At 59.6% G+C, this 21971-nt stretch carries 11 protein-coding genes, 2 tRNA genes and 2 rRNA genes; 1 reads left to right on the forward strand and 14 read right to left on the reverse strand.

Features of this window, described 5'->3' with window-relative positions; translation table 11 throughout:
- Positions 1-74 precede the first annotated feature (74 nt).
- The 12 genes from LCQ44_RS03095 to LCQ44_RS03150 all read right to left on the reverse strand — a co-directional run bounded on the left by LCQ44_RS03095 (position 75) and on the right by LCQ44_RS03150 (position 14677).
- Positions 75-3049: ribosomal RNA gene (locus tag LCQ44_RS03095) — 23S ribosomal RNA — on the reverse strand.
- A 401-nt stretch (positions 3050-3450) separates the two neighbouring features.
- A 16S ribosomal RNA gene (locus tag LCQ44_RS03100) occupies positions 3451-4956 on the reverse strand.
- Together the 16S and 23S rRNA genes form the textbook arrangement of a ribosomal RNA operon.
- 771 nt (positions 4957-5727) lie before the next feature.
- A tRNA-Lys gene (locus LCQ44_RS03105) sits at positions 5728-5803 on the reverse strand.
- 28 nt (positions 5804-5831) lie between these two features.
- Positions 5832-7112, reverse strand: a complete 1281-nt coding sequence (locus LCQ44_RS03110) for an aminopeptidase (RefSeq protein ID WP_225094044.1) — start codon at positions 7110-7112, stop codon at positions 5832-5834.
- An 89-nt stretch (positions 7113-7201) separates the two neighbouring features.
- Entirely contained in the window at positions 7202-7777 is a 576-nt protein-coding gene (locus LCQ44_RS03115) for an ABC transporter permease (RefSeq protein ID WP_225094045.1), read from the reverse strand.
- Positions 7778-8656 (reverse strand): phosphoribosylaminoimidazolesuccinocarboxamide synthase, encoded by an 879-nt coding sequence (locus LCQ44_RS03120; RefSeq protein ID WP_035136481.1) that lies wholly within the window; start codon positions 8654-8656, stop codon positions 7778-7780.
- 118 nt (positions 8657-8774) lie between these two features.
- Complete coding sequence (locus LCQ44_RS03125) at positions 8775-10220, reverse strand: sensor histidine kinase (protein WP_479690789.1); 1446 nt, start codon at positions 10218-10220, stop codon at positions 8775-8777.
- A 131-nt stretch (positions 10221-10351) separates the two neighbouring features.
- Positions 10352-11074, reverse strand: coding sequence for a response regulator transcription factor (locus LCQ44_RS03130; protein WP_006236208.1), 723 nt, complete (start codon positions 11072-11074; stop codon positions 10352-10354).
- 153 nt (positions 11075-11227) lie between these two features.
- Positions 11228-12439 (reverse strand): twin-arginine translocation signal domain-containing protein, encoded by a 1212-nt coding sequence (locus LCQ44_RS03135; RefSeq protein ID WP_035136485.1) that lies wholly within the window; start codon positions 12437-12439, stop codon positions 11228-11230.
- Positions 12439-12702: a TIGR03905 family TSCPD domain-containing protein gene (locus tag LCQ44_RS03140; protein ID WP_225094046.1), complete on the reverse strand. Its 264-nt coding sequence runs from the start codon at positions 12700-12702 to the stop codon at positions 12439-12441. Before LCQ44_RS03140 ends, LCQ44_RS03135 begins: the two co-directional genes overlap by 1 nt.
- Before the next feature lie 128 nt (positions 12703-12830).
- Positions 12831-14177: an adenylosuccinate lyase gene (gene purB, locus LCQ44_RS03145; RefSeq protein ID WP_022093797.1), complete on the reverse strand. Its 1347-nt coding sequence runs from the start codon at positions 14175-14177 to the stop codon at positions 12831-12833.
- Between the two features lie 425 nt (positions 14178-14602).
- Positions 14603-14677, reverse strand: a tRNA-Gly gene (locus LCQ44_RS03150).
- Between the two features lie 297 nt (positions 14678-14974).
- Here LCQ44_RS03150 and LCQ44_RS03155 point away from each other — a divergent pair.
- Positions 14975-18406, forward strand: a complete 3432-nt coding sequence (locus LCQ44_RS03155) for a SpaA isopeptide-forming pilin-related protein (protein WP_225094047.1) — start codon at positions 14975-14977, stop codon at positions 18404-18406.
- 66 nt (positions 18407-18472) lie between these two features.
- On the opposite strand, the gene LCQ44_RS03160 is transcribed toward LCQ44_RS03155, so the two are convergent.
- Positions 18473-18691: a hypothetical protein gene (locus tag LCQ44_RS03160; RefSeq protein WP_022094153.1), complete on the reverse strand. Its 219-nt coding sequence runs from the start codon at positions 18689-18691 to the stop codon at positions 18473-18475.
- Positions 18692-18712: 21 nt separating this feature from the next.
- The gene (locus LCQ44_RS03165; RefSeq protein WP_225094048.1) at positions 18713-21889 is read right to left on the reverse strand and encodes a prolipoprotein diacylglyceryl transferase; all 3177 of its coding nucleotides are present in this window, start codon (positions 21887-21889) and stop codon (positions 18713-18715) included.
- Positions 21890-21971 lie beyond the last annotated feature (82 nt).

Consider the following 21971-nt stretch of genomic DNA (forward strand, 5'->3'; position numbering starts at 1 on the left):
AAAGGTCTGACTCGGGGGCATCCTCGTGCCCGGACCGCGCATGAGCGCTGGGTCCCGCGGGCCGCGAGGTGCGGTTCCGGAAGAGCTCGGGCGATTAGTGCGGCTCGGCTGAGGACGTCGCCGCCCTTGCACCTGCCGTCTATCGACCAGGTAGTCTACCTGGGCCCTTACCGGAAGGAGAACTAATCCCTGGAACGGCTTCCCGCTTAGATGCCTTCAGCGGTTATCCGCGCCGCACGCGGCTACCCGGCCGTGCCGTTGGTCGACAACCGGTTCACCGGAGGTGCGTCCACCCCGGTCCTCTCGTACTGGGGGCAGCCTCCATCGATTCTCCTGCGCCCACGGAGGATAGGGACCGAACTGTCTCACGACGTTCTGAACCCAGCTCGCGTACCGCTTTAAACGGCGAACAGCCGTACCCTTGGGACCTGCTCCAGCCCCAGGATGCGATGAGCCGACATCGAGGTGCCAAACCTTGCCGTCGATGTGGACTCTTGGGCAAGATCAGCCTGTTATCCCCGGAGTACCTTTTATCCGTTGAGCGACGGCCCACCCACTCGGGGCCGCCGGATCACTAGAGCCTGCTTTCGCACCTGCTCGGCTTGTGGGCCTCGCAGTCAAGCCCGCTTGTACTCTTGCATTCAAAAGGACGGTTGCCGACCGTCCCGAGCGGACCTTCGCGCGCCTCCGTTACCCTTTAGGAGGCGACCGCCCCAGTCAAACTGCCCGCCTGGCACGGTCCCCGAGCCGGTTGACGGCCTCGGGTTAGGACGCCGGTCGCGCGAGGGCAGTATTCCAAGGGCGGCTCCCCGGGGGCTGGCGCCTCCGGATCTGTGCCTCCTGCCTATCCTCTACACGCGGGACCAGCGGCCAATGCCAAGCTGCAGTGAAGGTTCACGGGGTCTTTCCGTCCTTCCGCGGGTAAGTCGCATCTTCACGACCAGTGCAATTTCACCGGGTCCATGGTCGAGACAGCGCCCAAGTCGTTGCGCCTTTCGTGCAGGTCGGAACTTACCCGACAAGGAATTTCGCTACCTTAGGACCGTTATAGTTACGGCCGCCGTTTACCGGGGCTTGGCTTCGGGGCTTCGCCGAATCGGCTAACTCCTCCGCGTGACCTTCCGGCACCGGGCAGGCGTCAGACCCTATACGTCGCCTTGCGGCTTCTGCAGAGTCCTGTGTTTTTGGTAAACAGTCGCTTGGGCCTCTCCACTGCGGCCCGCCTCCGCTCCCGGAGCAAGTCCGTTCACGTACGCGCGGGCACCCCTTCTCCCGAAGTTACGGGGCCATTGTGCCGAGTTCCTTGACCATGGTTGACCCGATCGCCTCGGTATGTTCTACCCACCCACCTGTGTCGGTTTGCGGTACGGGCGCGCACGCGCCTGCCTAGGGGTTTTTCTAGGGACCTCGGGCTCACTCGCTTCGCTCAGTCGCTTCGTCCGGAGCCTCGCCCTTCTGCGGACCGGATTTCCCTGGTCCGCGGGCCGCGCTCCATCACGGGGACGTCCAGAACCCCGCCGAGCCACCCCCATCCGTCGCCCCGTCGGTCGTAGCGCCGCGTGCGCGGTGCAGGAATGTCTGCCTGCTGCGCGTCGGCTACGCCTACCGGCCTCGCCTTAGCCCCCGACTGACCCTGGGAGGATTAGCCTTGCCCAGGAAACCTCGGGTTCACGGCGGACGAGTTACTCTCTCGTCTCTCGCTACTCATGCCAGCATTCTCACTCCCATGCGCTCCACCGTCGGTCGCCCTCCGGCTTCTCCGCCCATGGGAAGCTCCCCTACCGATTCTAATGAATTAAAATCCCGCCGCTTCGGTGTCCAGCTTAGCCCCGTGTATTGTCGGCGCATGTCCACTCGACCAGTGAGCTGTTACGCACTCTTTGAATGGATGGCTGCTTCTAAGCCAACATCCTGGTTGTCTGGGCGGACGCACATCCTTTGCCACTCGGCTGGAACTTGGGGACCTTAGCGGGCGGTCCGGGCTGTTTCCCTCTCGAGCACACAGCTTAGCCCACATGCTCTGACTGCCGCGCTCTGGGCCGCCGGCATTCGGAGTTCGGTTGGATTCGGTAGGCGGCGAAGCCCCCTCGTCCATCCGGTGCTCTACCTCCGGCGGTGAACGCGCGACGCTAGCCCTAAAGCTATTTCGGGGAGAACGAGATATCTCCGGGTTTGATTGGCCTTTCACCCCTATCCGCAGGTCATCGCCGCCGTTTTCAACCGACGTGCGTTCGGCCCTCCACGGGGTCTTACCCCCGCTTCAGCCTGCCCACGGATAGCTCACCCGGCTTCGCGTCCGCGGCGCGGGACTCAAGTCGCCCTGTTAAGGCTCGCTTTCGCTTCGGCTCCCTTTCGGTTAACCTCGCCCCGCGCCAGCGACTCGCTGGCTCATTCTACAAAAGGCACGCCGTCACACCATAAAGGTGCTCCGACTGCTCGTGGGCGCACGGTTTCAGGTACTGTTTCACTCCCCTCCCGGGGTGCTTTTCACCTTTCCCTCACGGTACTGGTGCGCTATCGGTCACAGGGTAGTACTCAGGCTTGGATGGTGGTCCACCCAGGTTCGGACCGGGTTTCACGTGCCCGGCCCTACTCAGGGACCGCGTCGCGCCGTCCGGTCTGGGTTCGCGTACGGGGCTGTCACCCGCTGCGGCCGGCCCTCCCATGCCGTTCCGCTCCCCAGCCGGACCTGCGCCCGGGGGCGGCAGCCCCCGGATGCGCGGCCCTGCAACCCCGTCGGCGGAACCCCTGCCGGGTATGCCCGCTCGACGGTTTGGCCATCGGTCCCCTTTCGCTCGCCGCTACTCGGGGAGTCTCGAGATTGATTTCCTCTCCTCCGGGTACTTAGATGTTTCAGTTCCCCGGGTTGTCCTCCCCGCCCCTATGTGTTCGGGGTGGGGATATGCACACTGCTGTGCATGGGTTCGCCCATTCGGAGACCCCCGGGTCGAAGGATGTGTGCTCCTCGCCGGGGATTATCGCAGCTTGCCGCGTCCTTCATCGGCTCCCTGTGCCAAGGCATCCGCCGTGCGCCCGTGGTATCTTGCGGGACCGCATCGGGCCCGCGGGATATCCACGTGTCGCTAATTAAGTTAATTAATCGATATCATGAATAGCGCTCGTATGTCGCAATTCGGGTATCTCATACCGCGGCACAGTAGTTGACTGTGCTCGCGATCAGATGCTCCTCACTCATATATAAGTGAATTCTTCTTGTTTGGATCGGATGAATGATTGCTATCATTCTGTCTTTAAATCGCAGAAAAGAATCGAGTCTGGAAGAGGATACTCTTCCATCTCTCTCCTATCGCTATGCGGCTCTCAAGGTACGCGGGTGCGACCCCGGGGACCGGGTGCTGCGGGGACGTATCCGTGGCGGACATCTACCGGACGGGCTCCTGCCCTCTATTCGAGTTAAAGTTTGTCTCTCTAGAAGATTTATCTCCCTAGAAAGGAGGTGATCCAGCCGCACCTTCCGGTACGGCTACCTTGTTACGACTTCACCCCCCTCACCCTCCACACCTTCGGCGCCTCCCCCCTTGCGGTTGGGCCGGCGACTTCGGGTGCAGACGACTCGGGTGGTGTGACGGGCGGTGTGTACAAGGCCCGGGAACGCATTCACCGCGGCATGCTGATCCGCGATTACTAGCAACTCCGACTTCATGGGGGCGGGTTGCAGCCCCCAATCCGAACTGGGGCCGGCTTTCCGGGATCCGCTCCCCCTCGCGGGGTGGCATCCCTCTGTACCGGCCATTGTAGCACGTGTGCAGCCCAGGGCATAAGGGGCATGATGACTTGACGTCGTCCCCGCCCTCCTCCGCCTTGACGGCGGCGGTCCCGCGTGGGTTCCCGGCATCACCCGATGGCAACACGCGGCGGGGGTTGCGCTCGTTGCGGGACTTAACCCAACATCTCACGACACGAGCTGACGACAGCCATGCACCACCTGTATGGGCTCCTCTCGGCCACGGGGTCTCCCCCGCTTCACCCATATGTCAAGCCCTGGTAAGGTTCTTCGCGTTGCTTCGAATTAAGCCACATGCTCCGCTGCTTGTGCGGGCCCCCGTCAATTCCTTTGAGTTTTAGCCTTGCGGCCGTACTCCCCAGGCGGGACGCTTAATGCGTTGGCTGCGGCACGGGGGGATCGTCCCCCCACACCTAGCGTCCATCGTTTACGGCTGGGACTACCAGGGTATCTAATCCTGTTCGCTCCCCCAGCTTTCGCGCCTCAGCGTCGGTCTCGGCCCAGAGGGCCGCCTTCGCCACCGGTGTTCCACCCGATATCTGCGCATTCCACCGCTACACCGGGTGTTCCACCCTCCCCTACCGGACCCAAGCCGCGGAGGTTCCGGGGGCTTCGGGGGGTTGAGCCCCCCGCTTCGACCCCCGGCCTGCCGGGCCGCCTACGCGCGCTTTACGCCCAATGAATCCGGATAACGCTCGCCCCCTACGTATTACCGCGGCTGCTGGCACGTAGTTAGCCGGGGCTTCTTCTGCAGGTACAGTCTTGACTCTTCCCTGCTGAAAGCGGTTTACGACCCGAAGGCCTCCGTCCCGCACGCGGCGTCGCTGCGTCAGGGTTCCCCCCATTGCGCAAGATTCCCCACTGCTGCCTCCCGTAGGAGTCTGGGCCGTGTCTCAGTCCCAATCTGGCCGGTCGGTCTCTCAACCCGGCTACCCGTTGTCGGCACGGTGGGCCGTCACCCCGCCGTCTACCTGATGGGCCGCGGAGCCATCCCCTCCCGTCGGGGCTTTAGCCGGGGTGCCATGCGGCACCCCGGGGTATCCGGTATTACCCGTCCTTTCGGGCGGCTATCCCGGGGGAGGGGGCAGGTTCTCCACGTGTTACTCAGCCGTTCGCCACTCGCTTCCCTCCGGAGAGGGGTGCCGTTCGACTTGCATGTGTTAGGCGCGCCGCCAGCGTTCATCCTGAGCCAGGATCGAACTCTCCGTCCAAATATGTTGGGCTTCGAGCCCGTCCGGTCCTCTCAGTCCATCGCTGATCGGTTCCGTTCGATTCATATGGTTTTAGTATAGGAAAAGGAATTTCTCGGGGCCGCCTCTCGGCGGCCTTGCGAAAAACAAATCCAAGTTAGACCATTTCAAATGGTTCGATGTCTGCCCGGATGCGACACTGAAGTGAGTGTCCATCCTCGCAGTATCCGGTTCTCAAGGTGCACGCTTTGCGGCTCATCCGGTTCCACCGGGCCGCGCGGCAAGGAGATATATTGCCAGACCGGAGGGGCCCCGGGGGCGGGAATCGCGCACTCCATATTTTGTTCACAAATAAATAGGTCCCTCAGTCGCATCACTGAGGTTAAAACTGAAGCATTGGCTTCTGATATTGACGATGACCAGCTGTTTTATGTGTATTGAGACATCGGTCATCTCTGGAGCGCTACTTTACTCCAAAGGCATCAGTTATTTGTTTCCCATCGGTAAAAGGCGGGTTTTGTTCGCCAAGCGTTCTTATATATAGCTAGATACGGGTTCGAACCCGTGCACCGGCAACAAAAAAGCGACCAACCGGAGTTGGTCGCTTTCTATTCCATGGTGGGCCGTCAGGGGTTCAGCCTGCTTCGCAGGCGGCCGCTGCGGCGCTTTCTCGCCTTGCGCGCTGCGCTGGCAAACGCTCACGCGTTTACTCAGCTCCGCGCCCCGACGGGTTCGAACCCATGTCGCGGCAACAAAAAAGCGACCAACCGGAGTCGATCGCTTTCTTTTCTATGGTGGGCCGTCAGGGGTTCGAACCCTGGACCTTGGGATTAAAAGTCCCCTGCTCTGCCAGCTGAGCTAACGGCCCGCGGGTGGCATTGTACCACGGTCTGGGACTATTCCCAACTCCATTGGCCGTTCTGGAAAATCACAACTTCACGTCCATCAGGCGTAATGCCCGTAATATCGATGTCGTCCGTGCCGATCATAAAATCGACGTGCGTGCTCGAGACGTTAACGCCATGCTCCAGGAGCTCCTCCTTGGACATGTCATACCCACCCTCGATGCATTCGGGGAAACCTACACCTAGCGCGAGATGGCAGCTAGCGTTCTCGTCATAGAGCGTATCGTAGAACAGAACACCACTTTCGCGGATCGGCGTGTTCTTGGAGATGAGCGCGACCTCGCCCAGATGAGCGGCACCTTCGTCGGTGTCAATGATGCTCGCGAGCGTTGCCTTGCCCACACGGGCGTCGTAGTCCACCACGCGGCCTCCCTCAAACTTAATCCAAAAATCGTCGACCTTATTGCCGTGGTGGATGAGCGGCATGGCAGAATACACGATACCGTCGGCGCGCATGCGATCGGGCGAGGTGAAGACTTCCTCGGTGGGAATGTTGGGGAAGAAGGGGTGTCCATCGGGCGTCTTGCCCTTGCCGCCGGCCCACTCGTGACCCTTCGTCATGCCAATCGTCAAATCGGTTCCATTTGCCGCGGTGTAGTGCAGGTAGTCGAAACGATTGTCGTTCAGGAAGCGCAGGTTCTTTTCGAATGCGGCGTCATGGAGTTCCCAGTCGCTCTCCGGGTCCTGGCCATCGGCGCGCGCGGTGTGCAGAATCGCATTCCACAGCTTATAGATTGCAACCTCATCGGCGTCTCCCGGGAACACCTCGTGCGCCCATGCCACGACCGGAGCGCCGGCGATGCACCACGGATTGATGTTGTAATCCAGTCCACGGCGGAAAACTTTGCACTGCGTATTCCTCGCCTTGGATGCCGCGGCCGGCTTGGCTGGATCGATGCCCTTGAGGGCTGCAGGATCCGCACCCTCGATAAAGACAAAGCAGGCACCATCCTGGGCCAAGGAATCCAGCTGTATGCGCTTCCACTCGGGCGTCTGCTCAAAATAGCTTTTCTCGACATGCTCGTACGTGAGCCTCGTCACGGCATCATCGGCCCAAATGACCGTCACGTGGCCGGCGCCGGCAGCATAGGCCTCCGCGACCACCACGCGCGCAAACGGCGCGCACTCGACCGGAGACTGAACGACGACCTCCTGGCCGGGCTTGACGTTTACGCCCTTGCGGACGACCAGGCGCGCGTAGTTTTTAATCTTGGGCTCCAGGGCCTTCATGCCCTCCAGAGCCTCTTCGACCGTCAGGGCAGCTCGAATCATGTGCCACTCCATCTATCTATAGAACAGTAAAAAGGCGCGCCGCAAAAACGACGCGCCTTATATCTTAGCGATAAGTATGTATGCAAACGCTACTTCTTCTTGGAGTCCTTCTTGTCCTCCTCGGCAGCCGCGCGCTCAATAAGAGCGTTGAGCTTGTTCTCGGACATGCCCTCGGCCTGCGCGCGGTACATGTTGCGCAAGGGACGAATACGAGCGAAGTCATAGATAAAGTCGCCCAAAATGATGACGTAGGACAAAACAATGCCGACCATCTGGACAGGGCTGGACACCATGCCAGCGGGAGCGAAGTACAGCGAGGCCCAAATTGCCACGACGAGCACCATGCCAATGGCGAGCACAATCCACCAGATGCGACGGCGCCTGGTGTAGTCCTCGTCCTGCTTGAGGAGGATATTCGACACCGTATAGATGCGGTCCTCCTTGGCGCGCTGCTTAGCCTTGCGGGCGCGCTTCTCCTCTTTAGAGAGGCCCTCGAGGTTCTCGCCCTTCTCGAGCTCTTTGCGGCGTGCCTTAGACGAAGCCGGCACGACGCGAACGGAGCTCGCTGCTTGGCGGGCGGGCTTAGCAGATGCGGCAGACTTGCGCGCAACCCCGGTAACTTCGTGGGATTGCGTGCGCTTGTTCGTGGCGCTACGGGTACTCACTTATGCGTTCTCCTTCATGCTTGTGAACTGGGAGCCCGTGATGATCTGGAAGGCCTCGCGATAGCGCTCGGACGTGCCATCGATGACCTCGGCGGGCAGGTGCGGGGTCTCCCCCGTCATATCCCAGTTGGCCTTGAGCCAATTGCGGACGAATTGCTTGTCGTAGCTAGGCTGGATCTTGCCCTCCTCGTAGCTGGCAGCAGGCCAGAAACGGCTGGAGTCGGGCGTGAGGCACTCGTCGATCAGCGTGACCTTGCCATCAATAACACCAAACTCGAACTTGGTGTCGGCAATGATGATGCCACGGGTCGCGGCGTACTCGGCAGCGGCCTTGTAGATCTTGAGGGAAAGGTCACGAATCTGCGTGGCGATGTCCTCGCCCACGATCTCGCAGCAACGCTCGAACGAGATGTTCTCGTCGTGGTCACCGATCTCGGCCTTCGTGGACGGCGTGAACAGCGGCTCAGGAAGCTTGGAAGCCTCGGTCAGGCCCTCAGGCAGCTGGATGCCGCAGACGGTGCCGTTCTCGTCGTAGGTCTTCTTGCCCGAACCGGTCAGATAGCCGCGGACGATGCACTCGATAGGAATCGTCTGGGCCTTCTTAACCAGCATGGCGCGGCCAGCGAGGTAGTCACGATACTCAGCAAACTCCTCGGGGAAATCCGCCGGGTCGATGGAAACGAGATGGTTGGGGACGATGTCGGCAAACTTATCGAACCAGAATGCCGAGATGCGATTGAGTACCTCTCCCTTAAACGGAATCTCGTCAGGAAGAATGAAGTCGAACGCAGAAATGCGGTCGGTGGCGACCATCAGCAGGTTTTCACCGGCATCGTAAATATCACGAACCTTGCCACGGGAATCCGGACGACGCTCCATCGTTGTCACGTGAGTCACTCCTTACCTAAATACGACAGAAATGCGGGTTCTTTCCCGCATGTTTTCGCAAACTCGGAGCGGCAGGGACGCGGCCCCTCCTTCACCGAATAGCGAAAAGCTAGTGCTCCATTGTAGTAGATGCCGCGTCTGCCGTGTGCTCGCGGGGCAGATGAATTGTAAAAGTCGTACCCTTTCCAAGCTCCGACTCCACGGATATGTAGCCATGGTGACGCTCGACGATCTGCTTGGTCACGGCGAGGCCAACGCCCAGGCCGCCAGCTTCGCGGGCGCGGCTGGCATCGGCGCGCCAAAACCGCCCGAAGATGCGCGACAAATCGTCCTTGGCAATACCGATGCCGGTATCAGAAACGGCAATGCTGACGTGCTTGCGGTCACTGAGCACCGACACCACGACCCAACCGCCCTCGGGGGTGTAGCGCATGGCGTTGCTCATGAGGTTGATAACACATTGCGTGATCATGTCGGGATCGGCCTCGACGACATCGTCGTGACCCTGGGTCTCGTCCGCAAAACGCAGGCGCAGATCGCGGTCGACAAACAGGCGCTCCTGGGCATTAACGATGGAACGCACGAAAGGAACCATGTCCACCGGCTCAAGGTTGAGCGGAGCCGTGCTGTTTTCCATGCGCGACAGGTCGAGCATCTGCTGCACCAGACGAGCCAGGCGACGCGTCTCGGAAGCAACGGTTTCCAAATGCTCATCGTCGGTGGGATACACGCCATCCTGCATGGCCTCGACCGTTGCGAGCATGGCCATAAGCGGCGTGCGAAGCTCGTGTGCAACGTCTGAGGTCAGGCGCTTCTCGTGTTTCATATCCTTCTCGAGCGAAGTGGCCATCTCATCGAAGGTCTCACCCAGCTGATCGATCTCGTCATCACCGCGCAGTCCCGTGCGAGCCGACAGGTCGCCGTCACGGATTTGCTTTGCGGTACTGGTGATGCGATGAATCGGCTTGGTGAGCATGCGCGACACGAGCGATCCGATAACGACCGAAATGCAGATTGCAACAACCGCGGCGAGGGCCATGGCGTTAAAGGTCTTCTCCCTAAACGCAGAGTCCGCCTTGGTGAGCAGAGCGTCGGAGCCGATGGCCCACAGCTTTACCTGTCCGACATGCTCGCCGGAAGACGTTACAATCTCGACGTTAGCAACGCTATCGGAGTCGGTTGGAGCAGACGAGACCGGGCTATGCGATGCCCTCTTGCCGCTCGTGTCGTCGGTCGTAGCCTGGTTTTCGCGTATATCGGCGGTGGCGCTTGCCGAGGGCCAGGAATCGTCATAAACGATCACGCCCTTTTTATTGACGACCTGCATGCCCAGATCGTCGGAAACCAAACTCGACGTTGCGACCGTGCGCAGTTCTCCCGCGGTCCAAGAGCCGTTTTCCTCATATGAGGTTGCCAACTTCTCGGCAGCGGAATTTGCGATTTCGACGATATTGGAGCGTGTGTAATCCGAAAAGACCGTGCCCCACACAACAGAGACAACGCCCACCAGCACCAATACCGTCATGAGCGATGTCAGAGCAAAAGCAAGTGCCATGCGCGAGGGATAGCTCATCGTTGGCCGTGAATCGGAACGAGGCGTGTTCCAACTAGCCTTGGAACCCGCCTCGCTCTCCTGCTTGTGCTTTTGTCCGATTTCAAAGCGCGCAGGTGTCATATGTGATTTCCCTATTTCTCGTCCGACTTATCGGTCTTGGCCGGAGCCTCGAAGCGATAGCCGACACCATGGACGGTGTAGAGCCACTTGGGCTTCTTGGGATCATCGCCCAGCTTGGCGCGAAGATTCTTCACGTGGCTATCGATGGTGCGCTCATAGCCCTCAAAGTCATACCCGAGCACTTTCTCGACCAGCTCCATGCGGTTATACACACGGCCGGGATGGCGGGCAAGCGTGGTGAGCAGCTTGAACTCGGAAGCCGTCAGATCGACTTCCTTGCCCTCGACCAAGATCTTGTGGCCCGAGATATCGATGACCAGATCGCCGAAGTCGAGTACCTCGACGGCGGGCTCGTCGGCCTGATGGGCACGGCGGAACAGAGCGCGAACGCGGGCGACGAGCTCGCGCGGCGAGAACGGCTTAATCAGATAGTCGTCGGCGCCGAGCTCAAGACCGATAATACGGTCCTCGATCTCGCCCTTAGCCGTCAGCATGATGATGGGGACATCCGAGGTATCGCGAATGGTGCGGCAAACGCGCTCGCCGGGGATCTTGGGGAGCATAAGGTCGAGCACGACCAGGTCGAACTGATGCTTCTCGAACTCCTCGATCGCGGACTGGCCGTCGCCGACGCCCACAACCCAGTAGCCTTCGCGCTCGAGATAGGCAGCGACGGCGTCACGGATTGCCTTCTCATCCTCGACCAGCAGAATCTTTTTTGCATCTGAAGCCATAACACGGCCCCCCTGTCTCAATTAGCTAAGAACAAGCCCATTTTAACGCACCTGAGCCCGCCGGATGCCGCTATGACGCGGCAGCTCGGCGGGCGGTACTCACAATTACAACGCGTTTATTCCCCTGTTGGCGCCTTTTTAACCCCTCTAAGCTTAAAGAGAGAATAGACGTGCAGTGACCGTCTCTGGTATACCCTGGCTGTTGCGCACCGTGGCGTACGTAAGGAATGAGTCCGATTTTCCCGCCGTAGCTGGATAATCGCCATACTCCAAGGCGCGGTCGGGCGACAGCAGCGAGCCATAGGTCTTGGCAGAGGTGTCGATCAGGAAATGCGACGCCTGTACCTTAACAAGGTATTTATTCTTCTTGCCAGCCGCACATGCGAGCGGCTCGCGGGACAGGAAGAGGTACGGCCCTCCCTCATTACCGATATATGTGCCCATATTGCCCAGGCTGCCCACGCCACTATAGGCCGCCTCGATAGAAAACACGAAGGTATCGCCCATATATACGGCCTCGAAAGGCGAGACTGACGAGGGAAGGACTAGCTGGGCACGTTTGGTGTTGTTGCCGTCGGTCAGATCGATTGCCGTTATGCCGTAGTAGACGCCCTCGTCGTTGCGGACACGCGGCGAGATGGTCAAAATGCCGTCGCTCGCGCGCGGGGCCGATGCAAAGCGGCCCGTCGATTTCCAAATTACCTCGGCCTTGGATTCATCAAGCGAGCGACGATAGCAAAACGAATCACTACTCGTTTTATTGCCGCCTGCCGAAGGCATTTTATACCAGATGACTGATGCCCCGAACGCCGTAAACAGCGGCGGATCGTAGTCCTTGCCACCTCGATCGAGCTCAACCACGTCGCCAGAGAGCGAAGCGCCCGACAGATTTTGAGCGTAGAGCTTCCACGATGAATTGGCAAAGTTCATCTCAACCCACGCGAATACGCCGTCGCCGGCACGGACATCGTAGAATGCATATCCCGTGCCCTCGATAGGATCCTCGATTAATGTGGTAAGCGAGCCATCGCCCAGGTTGAGCACACCGAGCGTGTTGGCGTGCAGTGCCGATGCGGGCGCCATCATTGCCGCGGCGTAATCGCCGTCGCAGTAGTACAGCAGCGTACCCAGAGGCAGCGTCCACGACGCCGCCGGCTCAAGATCGATGTCGACTGCCTCGTACTCATCCGTAATCGAGATGATTTTGGAATCATCCTTGATAACCTGCGGCTCGCCGGCGGCATCATCGCTGGTGCCCGTTTTTTTCGAGCATCCGGCAAGCACCGTGGCAGCGCCCGCGGCAGCCCCACCGAGTACAAAGCCGCGACGCGATATTCCGTTCTTGATGTGATCGGCGATACCCATTAGGCGATCTCGGTGCGAGCGGCCTCGATAGCGCGTGTAAGCTGGTCGGCGCAGGAGGTCTTTTTCATACCGCAGGTATTACCGGCGAGAACCTCGATTACGCGATCGGCAGGAGCGCCCTCGACCAGCTTGGAGATAGCCTTGAGATTGCCGTCGCAGCCGCCGGTAAACTCAACGCCCATCACCTTGTTGCCGTCATCGGAAAGATCAAGGTGAATATTGTGAGCGCACACGCCCTGAGGCTTGTAATCAAACGAAATCATGCGATCCCCTCTCAGAATGTTATTCGAGACGACTATTATCCCCGTCTTTCCCTAAATGCAACGAGGCGCTTTGCCGGCAACACACATTACCAGCAAAGCGCCCTAAAAAGCTAACGTTATGCCCGAACCTACTCGAAGCTCAGCTGCTCCAGACGATCAAAGACCGTGTCGATACGGGTGAGGAAGTCCCACGGATCAAAGATCTCGTCGAGCTTCTCCTGACTGACGGTGCAGCGCGGGTCGGCCTCGAGACGCTCCTTAAAGGTGGGGCCGGAGACACAATCCTGTACCTCGTGCCAGGTTGCCATAGCGTTCTCCTGCACAATGGCGTACGCGTCCTCGCGGGTGATGCCCGTGTCGACGAGGGCGAGCAGTACCTTGGAAGAGAAGATGAGGCCGCGGGTCTTATTGAGGTTGGCCATCATGCGGGCGGGATACAGTTGCAGGCCGTCGATAACGCGAATGAGGCACTGGAACATGTGGTCGAGGGCGATGAAGCTGTCGGCCTGGGCGACGCGCTCGGCAGAGGAGTGTGAAATGTCACGCTCGTGCCACAGGGCGACGTTGTCGAAGGCAACCTGCGCGTTGGCCTTCACGACGCGCGACAGGCCGCAGACCTTCTCCATGGTGATGGGGTTGCGCTTGTGCGGCATGGCGGAGCTGCCCTTTTGACCCTTACGGAACGGTTCCTCGGCCTCGAGTGTATCGGTCTTCTGCAGATTGCGAACCTCGGTAGCGATGCGCTCACAGGTGGCCGCGGTGGTGGCGAGAACGCCGGCGAGGTAGGCGTGATGATCGCGGCTAATAACCTGCGTGGACAGCGGGTCGTGAACCAGGCCCAGGTGCTCGCAGACATATTCCTCGACAAACGGCTCGATGGAGCTGTACGTGCCGACAGCGCCCGAGATGGCACCAAAGGCAACGTTCTTGCGGGCATCCTCAAGACGGTCCAGATCGCGCTTGAGCTCCCAGGCCCAAGAGCCAAACTTCATGCCAAAGGTCATCGGCTCGGCATGGATGCCATGAGTGCGGCCGGCGCAGAGCGTGTTGCGCTCCTCGAAGGCGCGACGCTTGCAAATCTCGCCGAGCTTCTTGACGTCCTCGATGATCAGGTCGCAGGCCTGGGTGAGCTGGTAGCACAGGGCCGTGTCGCCCAGATCCGAGCTGGTCATGCCATAGTGAACCCAGCGGCTGGGCTTGGGGTCGCCCTCGGGAACATCGGCATCGATGTATTCCTTCATGTTGGTCAGGAAGGCAATGACGTCGTGGCGCGTGACTTCCTCGATCTCATCGACCTTCGCCTTCTCAAAGTTGGCATGGTCGCGGATCCACTGGGCCTCGTCTTTGGAAATACCGATCTTGCCGAGCTCCGCCTGGGCCTCGCAGGCCAGAACCTCGATTTCCTGCCAAATGGCGTACTTGTTCTCGAGGGAGAAGATGTGTCCCATCTCCGGGCGGGTATAGCGATCGATCATAGCGGCTCCTTTTTGGTTATTGGCACGTTGGTCGTAACCCAACCATTGTACCGTGCGCAGGTGCAAGTATGGGCAGCAGGCATTAACCTAACATTTTGGAATTGGAGCGAGCATGGGGACGTCCGCGCATTTGCTTCGCAAATACGCACCGGCTGCGGTCGGCAGACCCGGTCCGCGCACACGCACGGGCACAGCGGGTTGGACCCGACGTTCCCGAGGTCCCCCGTACTCGATGGAGCGGGCAACGGGACATCCGCGTATTTGCTTCGCAAATACGCACCGGCTTCAGGCGCCTGTCGGCGCCTTCGCCTGCTCGCTACAAACGCTTCGCGTTTGCTTAACGCTCGCACCCTGGCGGGTTCGAGTCCCGGCGCTTGGTAGTAAAAAGCACGGCAACGTAACGCTGCCGTGCTTGTGCTTTTTACTGGAGCGGGCAACGGGACTCGAACCCGCGAGTGTCAGCTTGGGAAGCTGATGCCTTACCACTTGGCGATGCCCGCTTGTGTGTTGGCTAGTATAACGCGGTTGTCTTGTTCGATACAAGGGTGGCGATGCTTGTTTTAGCTGTGGAGATTCGTTTGAAAATCACGTCAATTGTGGAGATGAGGACCTTTGACCTCCTGTTCTCCCTATCTTCTACCTGCGCTTTTGCTTGATTGTTGTATTTGAGCTCAATTTGTCAGGAATTGGGCAAGCTTTTGGTCAGGCTCCGGTACTTACCCGCATGAACCTCGGGGGTAGCCTCATCCTACGCGTCGCAGCCTCCCCATGCGGCGCACGAGGGATAAGGAGCAGCCATGTCCAACGCACCCACGCACTCTGTCCACAGCGCAATCGCAACAGGTCCGCTGCTCCTGCTCCTCTTCCTGCTTTTCGGCTGCCTGGCACCGAGAGCCGCATTTGCCGTCGATGGCTACGACCAACTCGGCTTCCGCACTATTAGCGATGATTGTGGGCCCTTCTTCATCGGCAAGTATGAAGCTCAAGACGCCTCGATTGCCTACTGCATGAACCAGGAGCGCCCCGGCCCCACCAAGCCGGGCGGCCCATGGCTCAACTTTGATCAAGGCTGGGTGTGGCTCGACGACGAGTTCGCGGCAATCGTTTGTCACGGATATCCTACCGCCACGTCGTTTGGCGGTTACCATCTTTCACCCGATCGCGCCCGCGCCGCAACCCAGCTTGCCGTATGGATGCTCAACGGCACTACCCATGTCGACGGTACCTATTCCTACACGACCGCTCAGGGCAAAACCAAGAGCGGGCACTTTACCGCCGACAATGAAGTCGTGGCGGCTGCGCGGTGGCTCCACGACAACGCAAAATCAGGAAGCATCAAAGCCGCTCCGCACCGCGCGCGGCGCTATCTAGGAGCCGTATCGGGCGGCAGCAAACGTCAAGACATGCTCTATGTACTGCCGGCAGTCTCTGTTTCCTTCAAAAAACAGTCTGCAAACGCCGCCATTACCAGCGGAAACAATACTTATCAGTTTGACGGGGCAACATTCGATATTTTTGAGAGCGCCAGCGGCGCGCATGTCGGCACCGTCCAGATGGACAGCAACGGTCGAGCGCAAGCAACACTTCTGCCCAACACGGCATACTACCTAGTTGAAACGAAGGCGCCGGCCGGCTATGTCCCCCGCCACGATCGTATTGCCTTTACCACGGGGAATGACGGCGGGCGGGTCGCCATTGATGAACAGCCCGGCACCATCAACCTGCGTATCGTAAAACTCGATGCCGCGACGAATGCCGGCCACCAGGTGGGAGCTTCGCTCGCAGGAGCAGAGTTCACGTGTGTGTCGCAATCAACCCCTGGATGGGCACAAATCCTCACGACCGACGAAAGCGGTCGGGCCACCCTCGCCGATGTCCCCTTAGGAACCTTTACCATCTACGAATCAAAAGCCCCCGAGGGCTACCTGCCATCCAACGACAGCTGGACCTATACCGTTGGAGCCGACCAGCTCGGCGATTCAGGCGTGGTCGAGATCGAATCTCGCGTTTCCGATATCCCCATTGCGTTTAACCTTGAGATTTCCAAATTCAAGGATTACGGCAATAGCGACCAATCCGGCCTGGAGCAGCCGGCGGGTGGTGTTGTCTTTGAGGTTGTCAGCAACAGCTCTCAGCAGGTTGTTGGCACACTGACCACAAACATCTATGGCTTTGCCTCCACCGAAGATCAGCCCGAAGCATGGTTCGGCACAGGCAAGCGACCCGCCGGTGTCCACGGAGCCGTCCCATACGACCGTGCCGGCTACACGGTTCGTGAGGTTCCGGAAACCGTCCCCGAGGGTTTTAAACGTGCAGGGGAATGGACCGTCGGGGCAAATCAGATTTCCGACGACGCCGAGCTTCAATATATCGTGGACAACCACGCTCTGTCGACGCATCTCCAGATTGTAAAACGCGATGCCCAAACAGGCGCTTCTGTTCCCCTAGCCGGATTCACCTTCCAACTCCTCGACAGCAATCACGAACCTGTCTCACAAACTTGCTGGTATCCAGCACATAACGTAATGGACACCTTTACGACTGACGCGACCGGGACCGTCACACTGCCAGAATCGCTCGTGCCGGGCACCTATTATGTACGCGAAACCTCGGCCAAAGAGCCCTATCTTGTCAGCGAAGAAATCGAGGTAAACATACCCGCCGACATGAACCTAACGCCCGTTGCAATCGCCTCGTATTATGACCGCGCCGCGACCGGAAATATCAGGATCGTTAAAACCGATGCCGTAGACGGCAGCAGCCTCGCGGGCGCCATCTTTGAGATCCGTGCCTCGGGTGATATCGTGCGCCCCGACGGTAGCATTGCCGCACTCGACGGTGAGACTGTCGCTACCGTCACGACGGATGAAACTGGAGAAGCACGCGCGGACAACCTCCCACTGGGATCTGGCACCGCACGCTACGAGGTTGTCGAGACTCAAGCGCCGGCAGGCTTCTTGCTCGATCAGACAACCCATATTGTCGACCTTACTTATGCCGACCAGAAAACACCCGTTGTAGAAGCACGGCTTAACGTATCCGACGATTACACCAAGGTTGATATCTCCAAGGTCGATGCAAGCGGTGAGCAGGAAGTAGAAGGCGCACGGCTCACCTTATATGGTCCCGATAAAACCGAAATAGACTCCTGGACCTCATCCGACAAGCCACACCGCGTCGAACATCTTGCACCCGGCACCTACTCGTTGCGCGAAATGATGTCTCCGCGGACCTATGACCTTGCCGAGGAGATAACGTTTGAAATAAAGGATACGGGAGAAGTCCAATCCGTCGCGATGAAGGATGCGCCCATCGAGATCAAGGGGCAGGTCGACAAGCGTCAGGAACTTGTCCAACCTATCGAAAAGGGCCTGTTGGCTAACGGCGATGGTAAAAACCGTGCCGCGATGCAAACCAATACGGATGGGCTTTTCTCCTATACCATCGACGCTCGAAACGATTCAACTACCTGGGTTGATGAGTTTACAATTACCGATGATCTTGAGTGTGCCGAGGACGATACGGCGAGATTCGTCTCAATCGAAACCCCCGTCGCCATCGGCGACCTCAACGGTCTGTGCAACGTGTGGTATCGCACGACGCCGTTGGACTCGACAGACGTCGATGAGCCGGCAAACGCGACACTTGACGATGGGCACGAAAATCCTTGGCTTGAGTCCGACGAAGTAAAGGAAAGTCTGGGTGAGGATTGCCGCCTCGTCGATTACGACGGCTGGCACCTCTGGAAGGCGGATGTCTCGACCACGGAATCCACCACACTCGAGGCGAAAGAACTCGACCTTGCGTCCAATACCGTCGTAACGGGCATTCGCATTGAATACGGTGCGGTAGCCGCCGGCTTTACGACTCGAAGCGATGCGGATTCTTGGACCCGCGATGATCTCAAAGATGAGCACGACGACCTTGACTATGCCAAAGCAATCCTTGGCACAGACGCTCGGGGCGCAATCGTGCACATGCAGGCGACGTCGGCTTATACGCCCCAAACCGCACTCACCAACAGCGCACGCGTCGATCTTTGCCGCAACGGCGGCGGCGATAAACTTGAGTCACATGACGAGGACCGTGTCATTCAACGCTGTACCCTACCGCAGGACCTACCGGCAACAGGATCAGTTCCCATCGCCGCTTGCATCACCGCGCTCCTGACCTCGGGTGCCGCAGCCCTATGGTTCGCTCGCCTTAGGTCGATCCCAAAGAAGCGCTAGCGCGATGAAAAAGCGGGCGAGCCAGTCCCCTGGCTCGCCCGCTTTCAATCATGTAAATCGCCGTATCTACTCTGCAGACGAAGATCCACCATCAACGATTGCCTGCTCGGACTCAGGAATCCCATCGGCACCCGTACTCTGTTCTTGCTCCACCTCTTCGCTGATTGCGGAGGCGGGGGTCGAGCCCTTTGCACCCACGATGTAGGCAGCCCCAAATCCTAACGCAATGGCAATCAAGGTCAAAATCACGTAGACAGGCCAATGGCGCTTAATATACGAAAACACGTTGACTCCTTAGAGCTCCGTCTACGAACGGCGGATAACCTCGGTCACGACCTCGGATACCGTGGCAATGTTCGTCGGGTTGACATTGTGGGGCAGGTCGTCCTCGGTACGAGCGCAAGCCAGACGCGTGCCGTCCACGCCGGCGATGGTGAGGGCTCGGCGGCTCGCCTCGAGCGCGGCATAGGCATCGGTCTTGGCATAGGGCATCTCGAGCACGCCACAATCGACATGGAACGACTTGCACACCTTGCTGACCAGGTTCATGATGCGGCGATCGCCCTTGAGCAGCTGCTGTTCGCCCTCGACCGTCACCACCGAAAGCCTACCGGCGCCGACGGATTCAAGATTGATGAAGAATACGCCGCGGAGTTTATCGCGATGCGAAGCCAAGAAGGCCTTCATGCCGGCGCCATCACAATCCGAGGCGCCCGTTGCCACAAACCAGATATCGTGACCGAGCAGCTCATCATCGCCCATAGAGGCGACAGCCGAGAGCATATCTTCGGAAGAAGCGCCATCGGAAGACGTAGCGCCGCCCTTCCAGCCATCGTTATCGTCCTCGAAGTTATCCCACGAACCGATACCGCGACCGGACTTCTTGGCATCGTAATCGTCTTCGACGCCCAGCCAATCACTCATGCTGTCCTGCTCGTTTTTCCTTTTACGACCGAACAGGCCACCCAGGCCGCGTTTGCGAGACTTGGGTGCCGCCGGGGCGGGAGCCGAAATGGTCTCGATCGGCTGCGCGCCCGACGCAACGGGCATAGAAGGCGCAACGGGTGCCGATGTGGGTTCGGGACCCTGGGCAGTAGCAAAGGGGTCGTTGACCTGGGCAGAGGGATCGGGAAGGTCGAACAGCGACGTGCGAGACGCAACGTTTGCCTGCTTCATAGACGGCAGCGACGGATCGGGGACCGAAGCCAGCGGAGACGAGGAAGGTGCAGGCGACGGTGCCGACGCCGGATCGGGAACATTCATCTGCGGACGCGGCGATGCCTGGGAGGAAATCTGGGCCATAAGGGAATCGACCGTTTCGTCCTGGGTGGGAGCGACATTGGCAACCGTGGCACCGGAACCACTCGGGGTCGGCATGGTGAAAATCTGCGTGGAGTAAGGCCTCGACTCATCCGTCTCGGGAGTCTCGGAAACCGCAGGCACTTCCTCCTGCTCGACCTCGGTCGAATCACCTTGATCGGCTGCCGCGTATTGCTCTTCGTCAGAGTTGGCCTCGACGGACTCGTCCTCGGCGGCATCTTGGATTTCGGCAGCATCAATGGGCTCGTCATCGTCTGCCGCGTCGCCCTGCTCATCGGAAACAGGAAGGGGCTCGGCAATTGCGGTGCCTTGCTTTTCAAACGTTATCGTGGAATCGAACTGCGCGGCATCAAACGACATGGTGCTATCGACGTGCTGCTGAGCCTCGAAAGACGTTGTTGCCTCAACAACATCCGCTGACGTCGGTTGCTGGGACTCAAAGGACGTCGTAGCTTCGGCAGCGTCGACGGGCCCGGACTGCATAGCCTCGTTCTGCTCGAACTCTTGCGCCGCGCGCTCACGTGCCGCCTCGGCTGCCTGCTGCTGAGCGATAGCCTCCTGCTCGGCAGCCTCGCGTGCGGCAGCGCGCTTCTCCTCGAAATCGTCGACAAATTTCCTGCCCTTTGCAAGCGCACCCTTAAAGAAGCTGGAAGCGCTGGCGCCAATCGAAGAGAACGCGGATGCAATATCGGCATGGGGCGTTGCCGCGGGAATCTCGGCAGAGAAATCAGTATCGCTCTCGTAAGACACGCGCCTCGGCTGTTCAACGTAATCGTCGTCAGACTCGTCCGCAACGTCTTGCGCCGGCGCGGCGGGAGCCAAAATGTCCAGTCCTGCCGCGGGATCGATCGCGGACACCGCCTCGGGCTCGGCAACGGCAGCGGTAACCGCGGCAGACTCATCATCCGCAGTGACAACGGGCGCAGGCTCGGGCTCAAACGTCGGCTCCTCGCCCTCCTCGTAATCGAGCGTGCAGGACTCGGGAAGCATTCCGAGTGCACGGATGGCATCCGAACCAAAGCGAATGTTGCCGGCGGCGTTGCGATAGAGCTTGGGCTCGGGCTCGGCCGCGGCAGGCTCCTCCGCCGGCTCAGCAGCGGGAACCTCGTCATTGAACTCTTCGGCCTGGACAGCCTGATTCTGATCCTCGGGCACGATGGCGCCAATCAGCGTCTCGTCGGCAGACGCACCCTCAAAGCCCTCAATCTGCTCGTCAAAAGCCTCGCCCTGTTCGGGCTCGGTTTGAGCGTCGGGAGCAATCGGCTGACCGAACTCGTCCTCGGCGTAGGTAGGCTCTTCGTACTCGATGGTGTTGCCGTAGTCGTTTTGCTGCTGGGCCGCGGCATACTCCGCCGCCGCGCGCGCCATTTCCTCGGCACGACGTTTCTGCTCCCCAAAATAGGTATCGAACGGAACATCGTCGGGAAACTCGTTCTCGCCCTGGAAGGGAGCAACGTTGTCCATAACGCCGAGCATAGCGGCGACAGAAGACTTGTTGCACACCGCGCCGGACGTATAGGGAAGAACGTGGCGGTTAGAGATGATGTTTGCCGCGTTGGCAAGTGCAACGAGGGAAGCGAGGATCGCGACAATCCACAGCAGAACCTTGAGCGCGCCGGGGAGCGGCAGGATACGCAGGATGGCAACGGCAGCAGGGGCAATCGTGGCAACGGGCAACAGCTTGGCGATGAGCGCACGATACGAAGCATAGGGCTCGCGGGCGAGCAGCTCAGCACGGGGAGAGTCGTAGTGTGCGACAACGACCACCGGGCGGTTGCGCGGAGACGCGAGCGGGCCCGAGGCCTTGTGGTAGGCGATGACATTTTGGCTCACGCCCGTCTTGCCCAGGCGCGAAACCACGGGGTGGCCCGTGCGCTCGAGCACGTAAAGAACGGCGCCGACAATGGCCAGCAAGGTGCCGACCAAGCCGATACCGCCGCCGATGCCCATCAGCAGGGCGCCGGCAAACGCAAGAATACCGGTAACGGCAAATGCCAATCTACTGGGCGCCGGGGCATTGAACTCCTGAACCTCGGGGTCAAAGCCGTGGTTGCGGAAGATCTGAGCGATATCCTCGGCAGCCAAGCGCTCTTCTTCGCTGCATGCCGGCGTAATGCCGGTGTTCTGCAGCAGGTGGTTAATATAGTTCTGGGTGTTCGCCATGTGCGCTCCACATCCATAATCCGACAAATAGGCCCAATGCATGCACATTAGAACCGTATATAGTCGAAAGTATACCCCGAGC

The sequence above is a fragment of the Collinsella aerofaciens genome (assembly GCF_020181355.1).
Taxonomy (GTDB): Bacteria; Actinomycetota; Coriobacteriia; order Coriobacteriales; family Coriobacteriaceae; genus Collinsella.

Bases quoted from the DNA above. Each gene is read 5' to 3' on its own strand.
- LCQ44_RS03110 (WP_225094044.1), bottom strand. From the start codon at position 7,112: ATGATTCGAGCTGCCCTGACGGTCGAAGAGGCTCTGGAGGGCATGAAG.
- LCQ44_RS03120 (WP_035136481.1), bottom strand. From the start codon at position 8,656: ATGGAGCGTCGTCCGGATTCCCGTGGCAAGGTTCGTGATATTTACGAT.
- LCQ44_RS03125 (WP_479690789.1), bottom strand. From the start codon at position 10,220: ATGGCACTTGCTTTTGCTCTGACATCGCTCATGACGGTATTGGTGCTG.
- LCQ44_RS03130 (WP_006236208.1), bottom strand. From the start codon at position 11,074: ATGGCTTCAGATGCAAAAAAGATTCTGCTGGTCGAGGATGAGAAGGCA.
- LCQ44_RS03135 (WP_035136485.1), bottom strand. From the start codon at position 12,439: ATGGGTATCGCCGATCACATCAAGAACGGAATATCGCGTCGCGGCTTT.
- LCQ44_RS03140 (WP_225094046.1), bottom strand. From the start codon at position 12,702: ATGATTTCGTTTGATTACAAGCCTCAGGGCGTGTGCGCTCACAATATT.
- purB (WP_022093797.1), bottom strand. From the start codon at position 14,177: ATGATCGATCGCTATACCCGCCCGGAGATGGGACACATCTTCTCCCTC.
- LCQ44_RS03155 (WP_225094047.1), top strand. From the start codon at position 14,975: ATGTCCAACGCACCCACGCACTCTGTCCACAGCGCAATCGCAACAGGT.
- LCQ44_RS03165 (WP_225094048.1), bottom strand. From the start codon at position 21,889: ATGGCGAACACCCAGAACTATATTAACCACCTGCTGCAGAACACCGGC.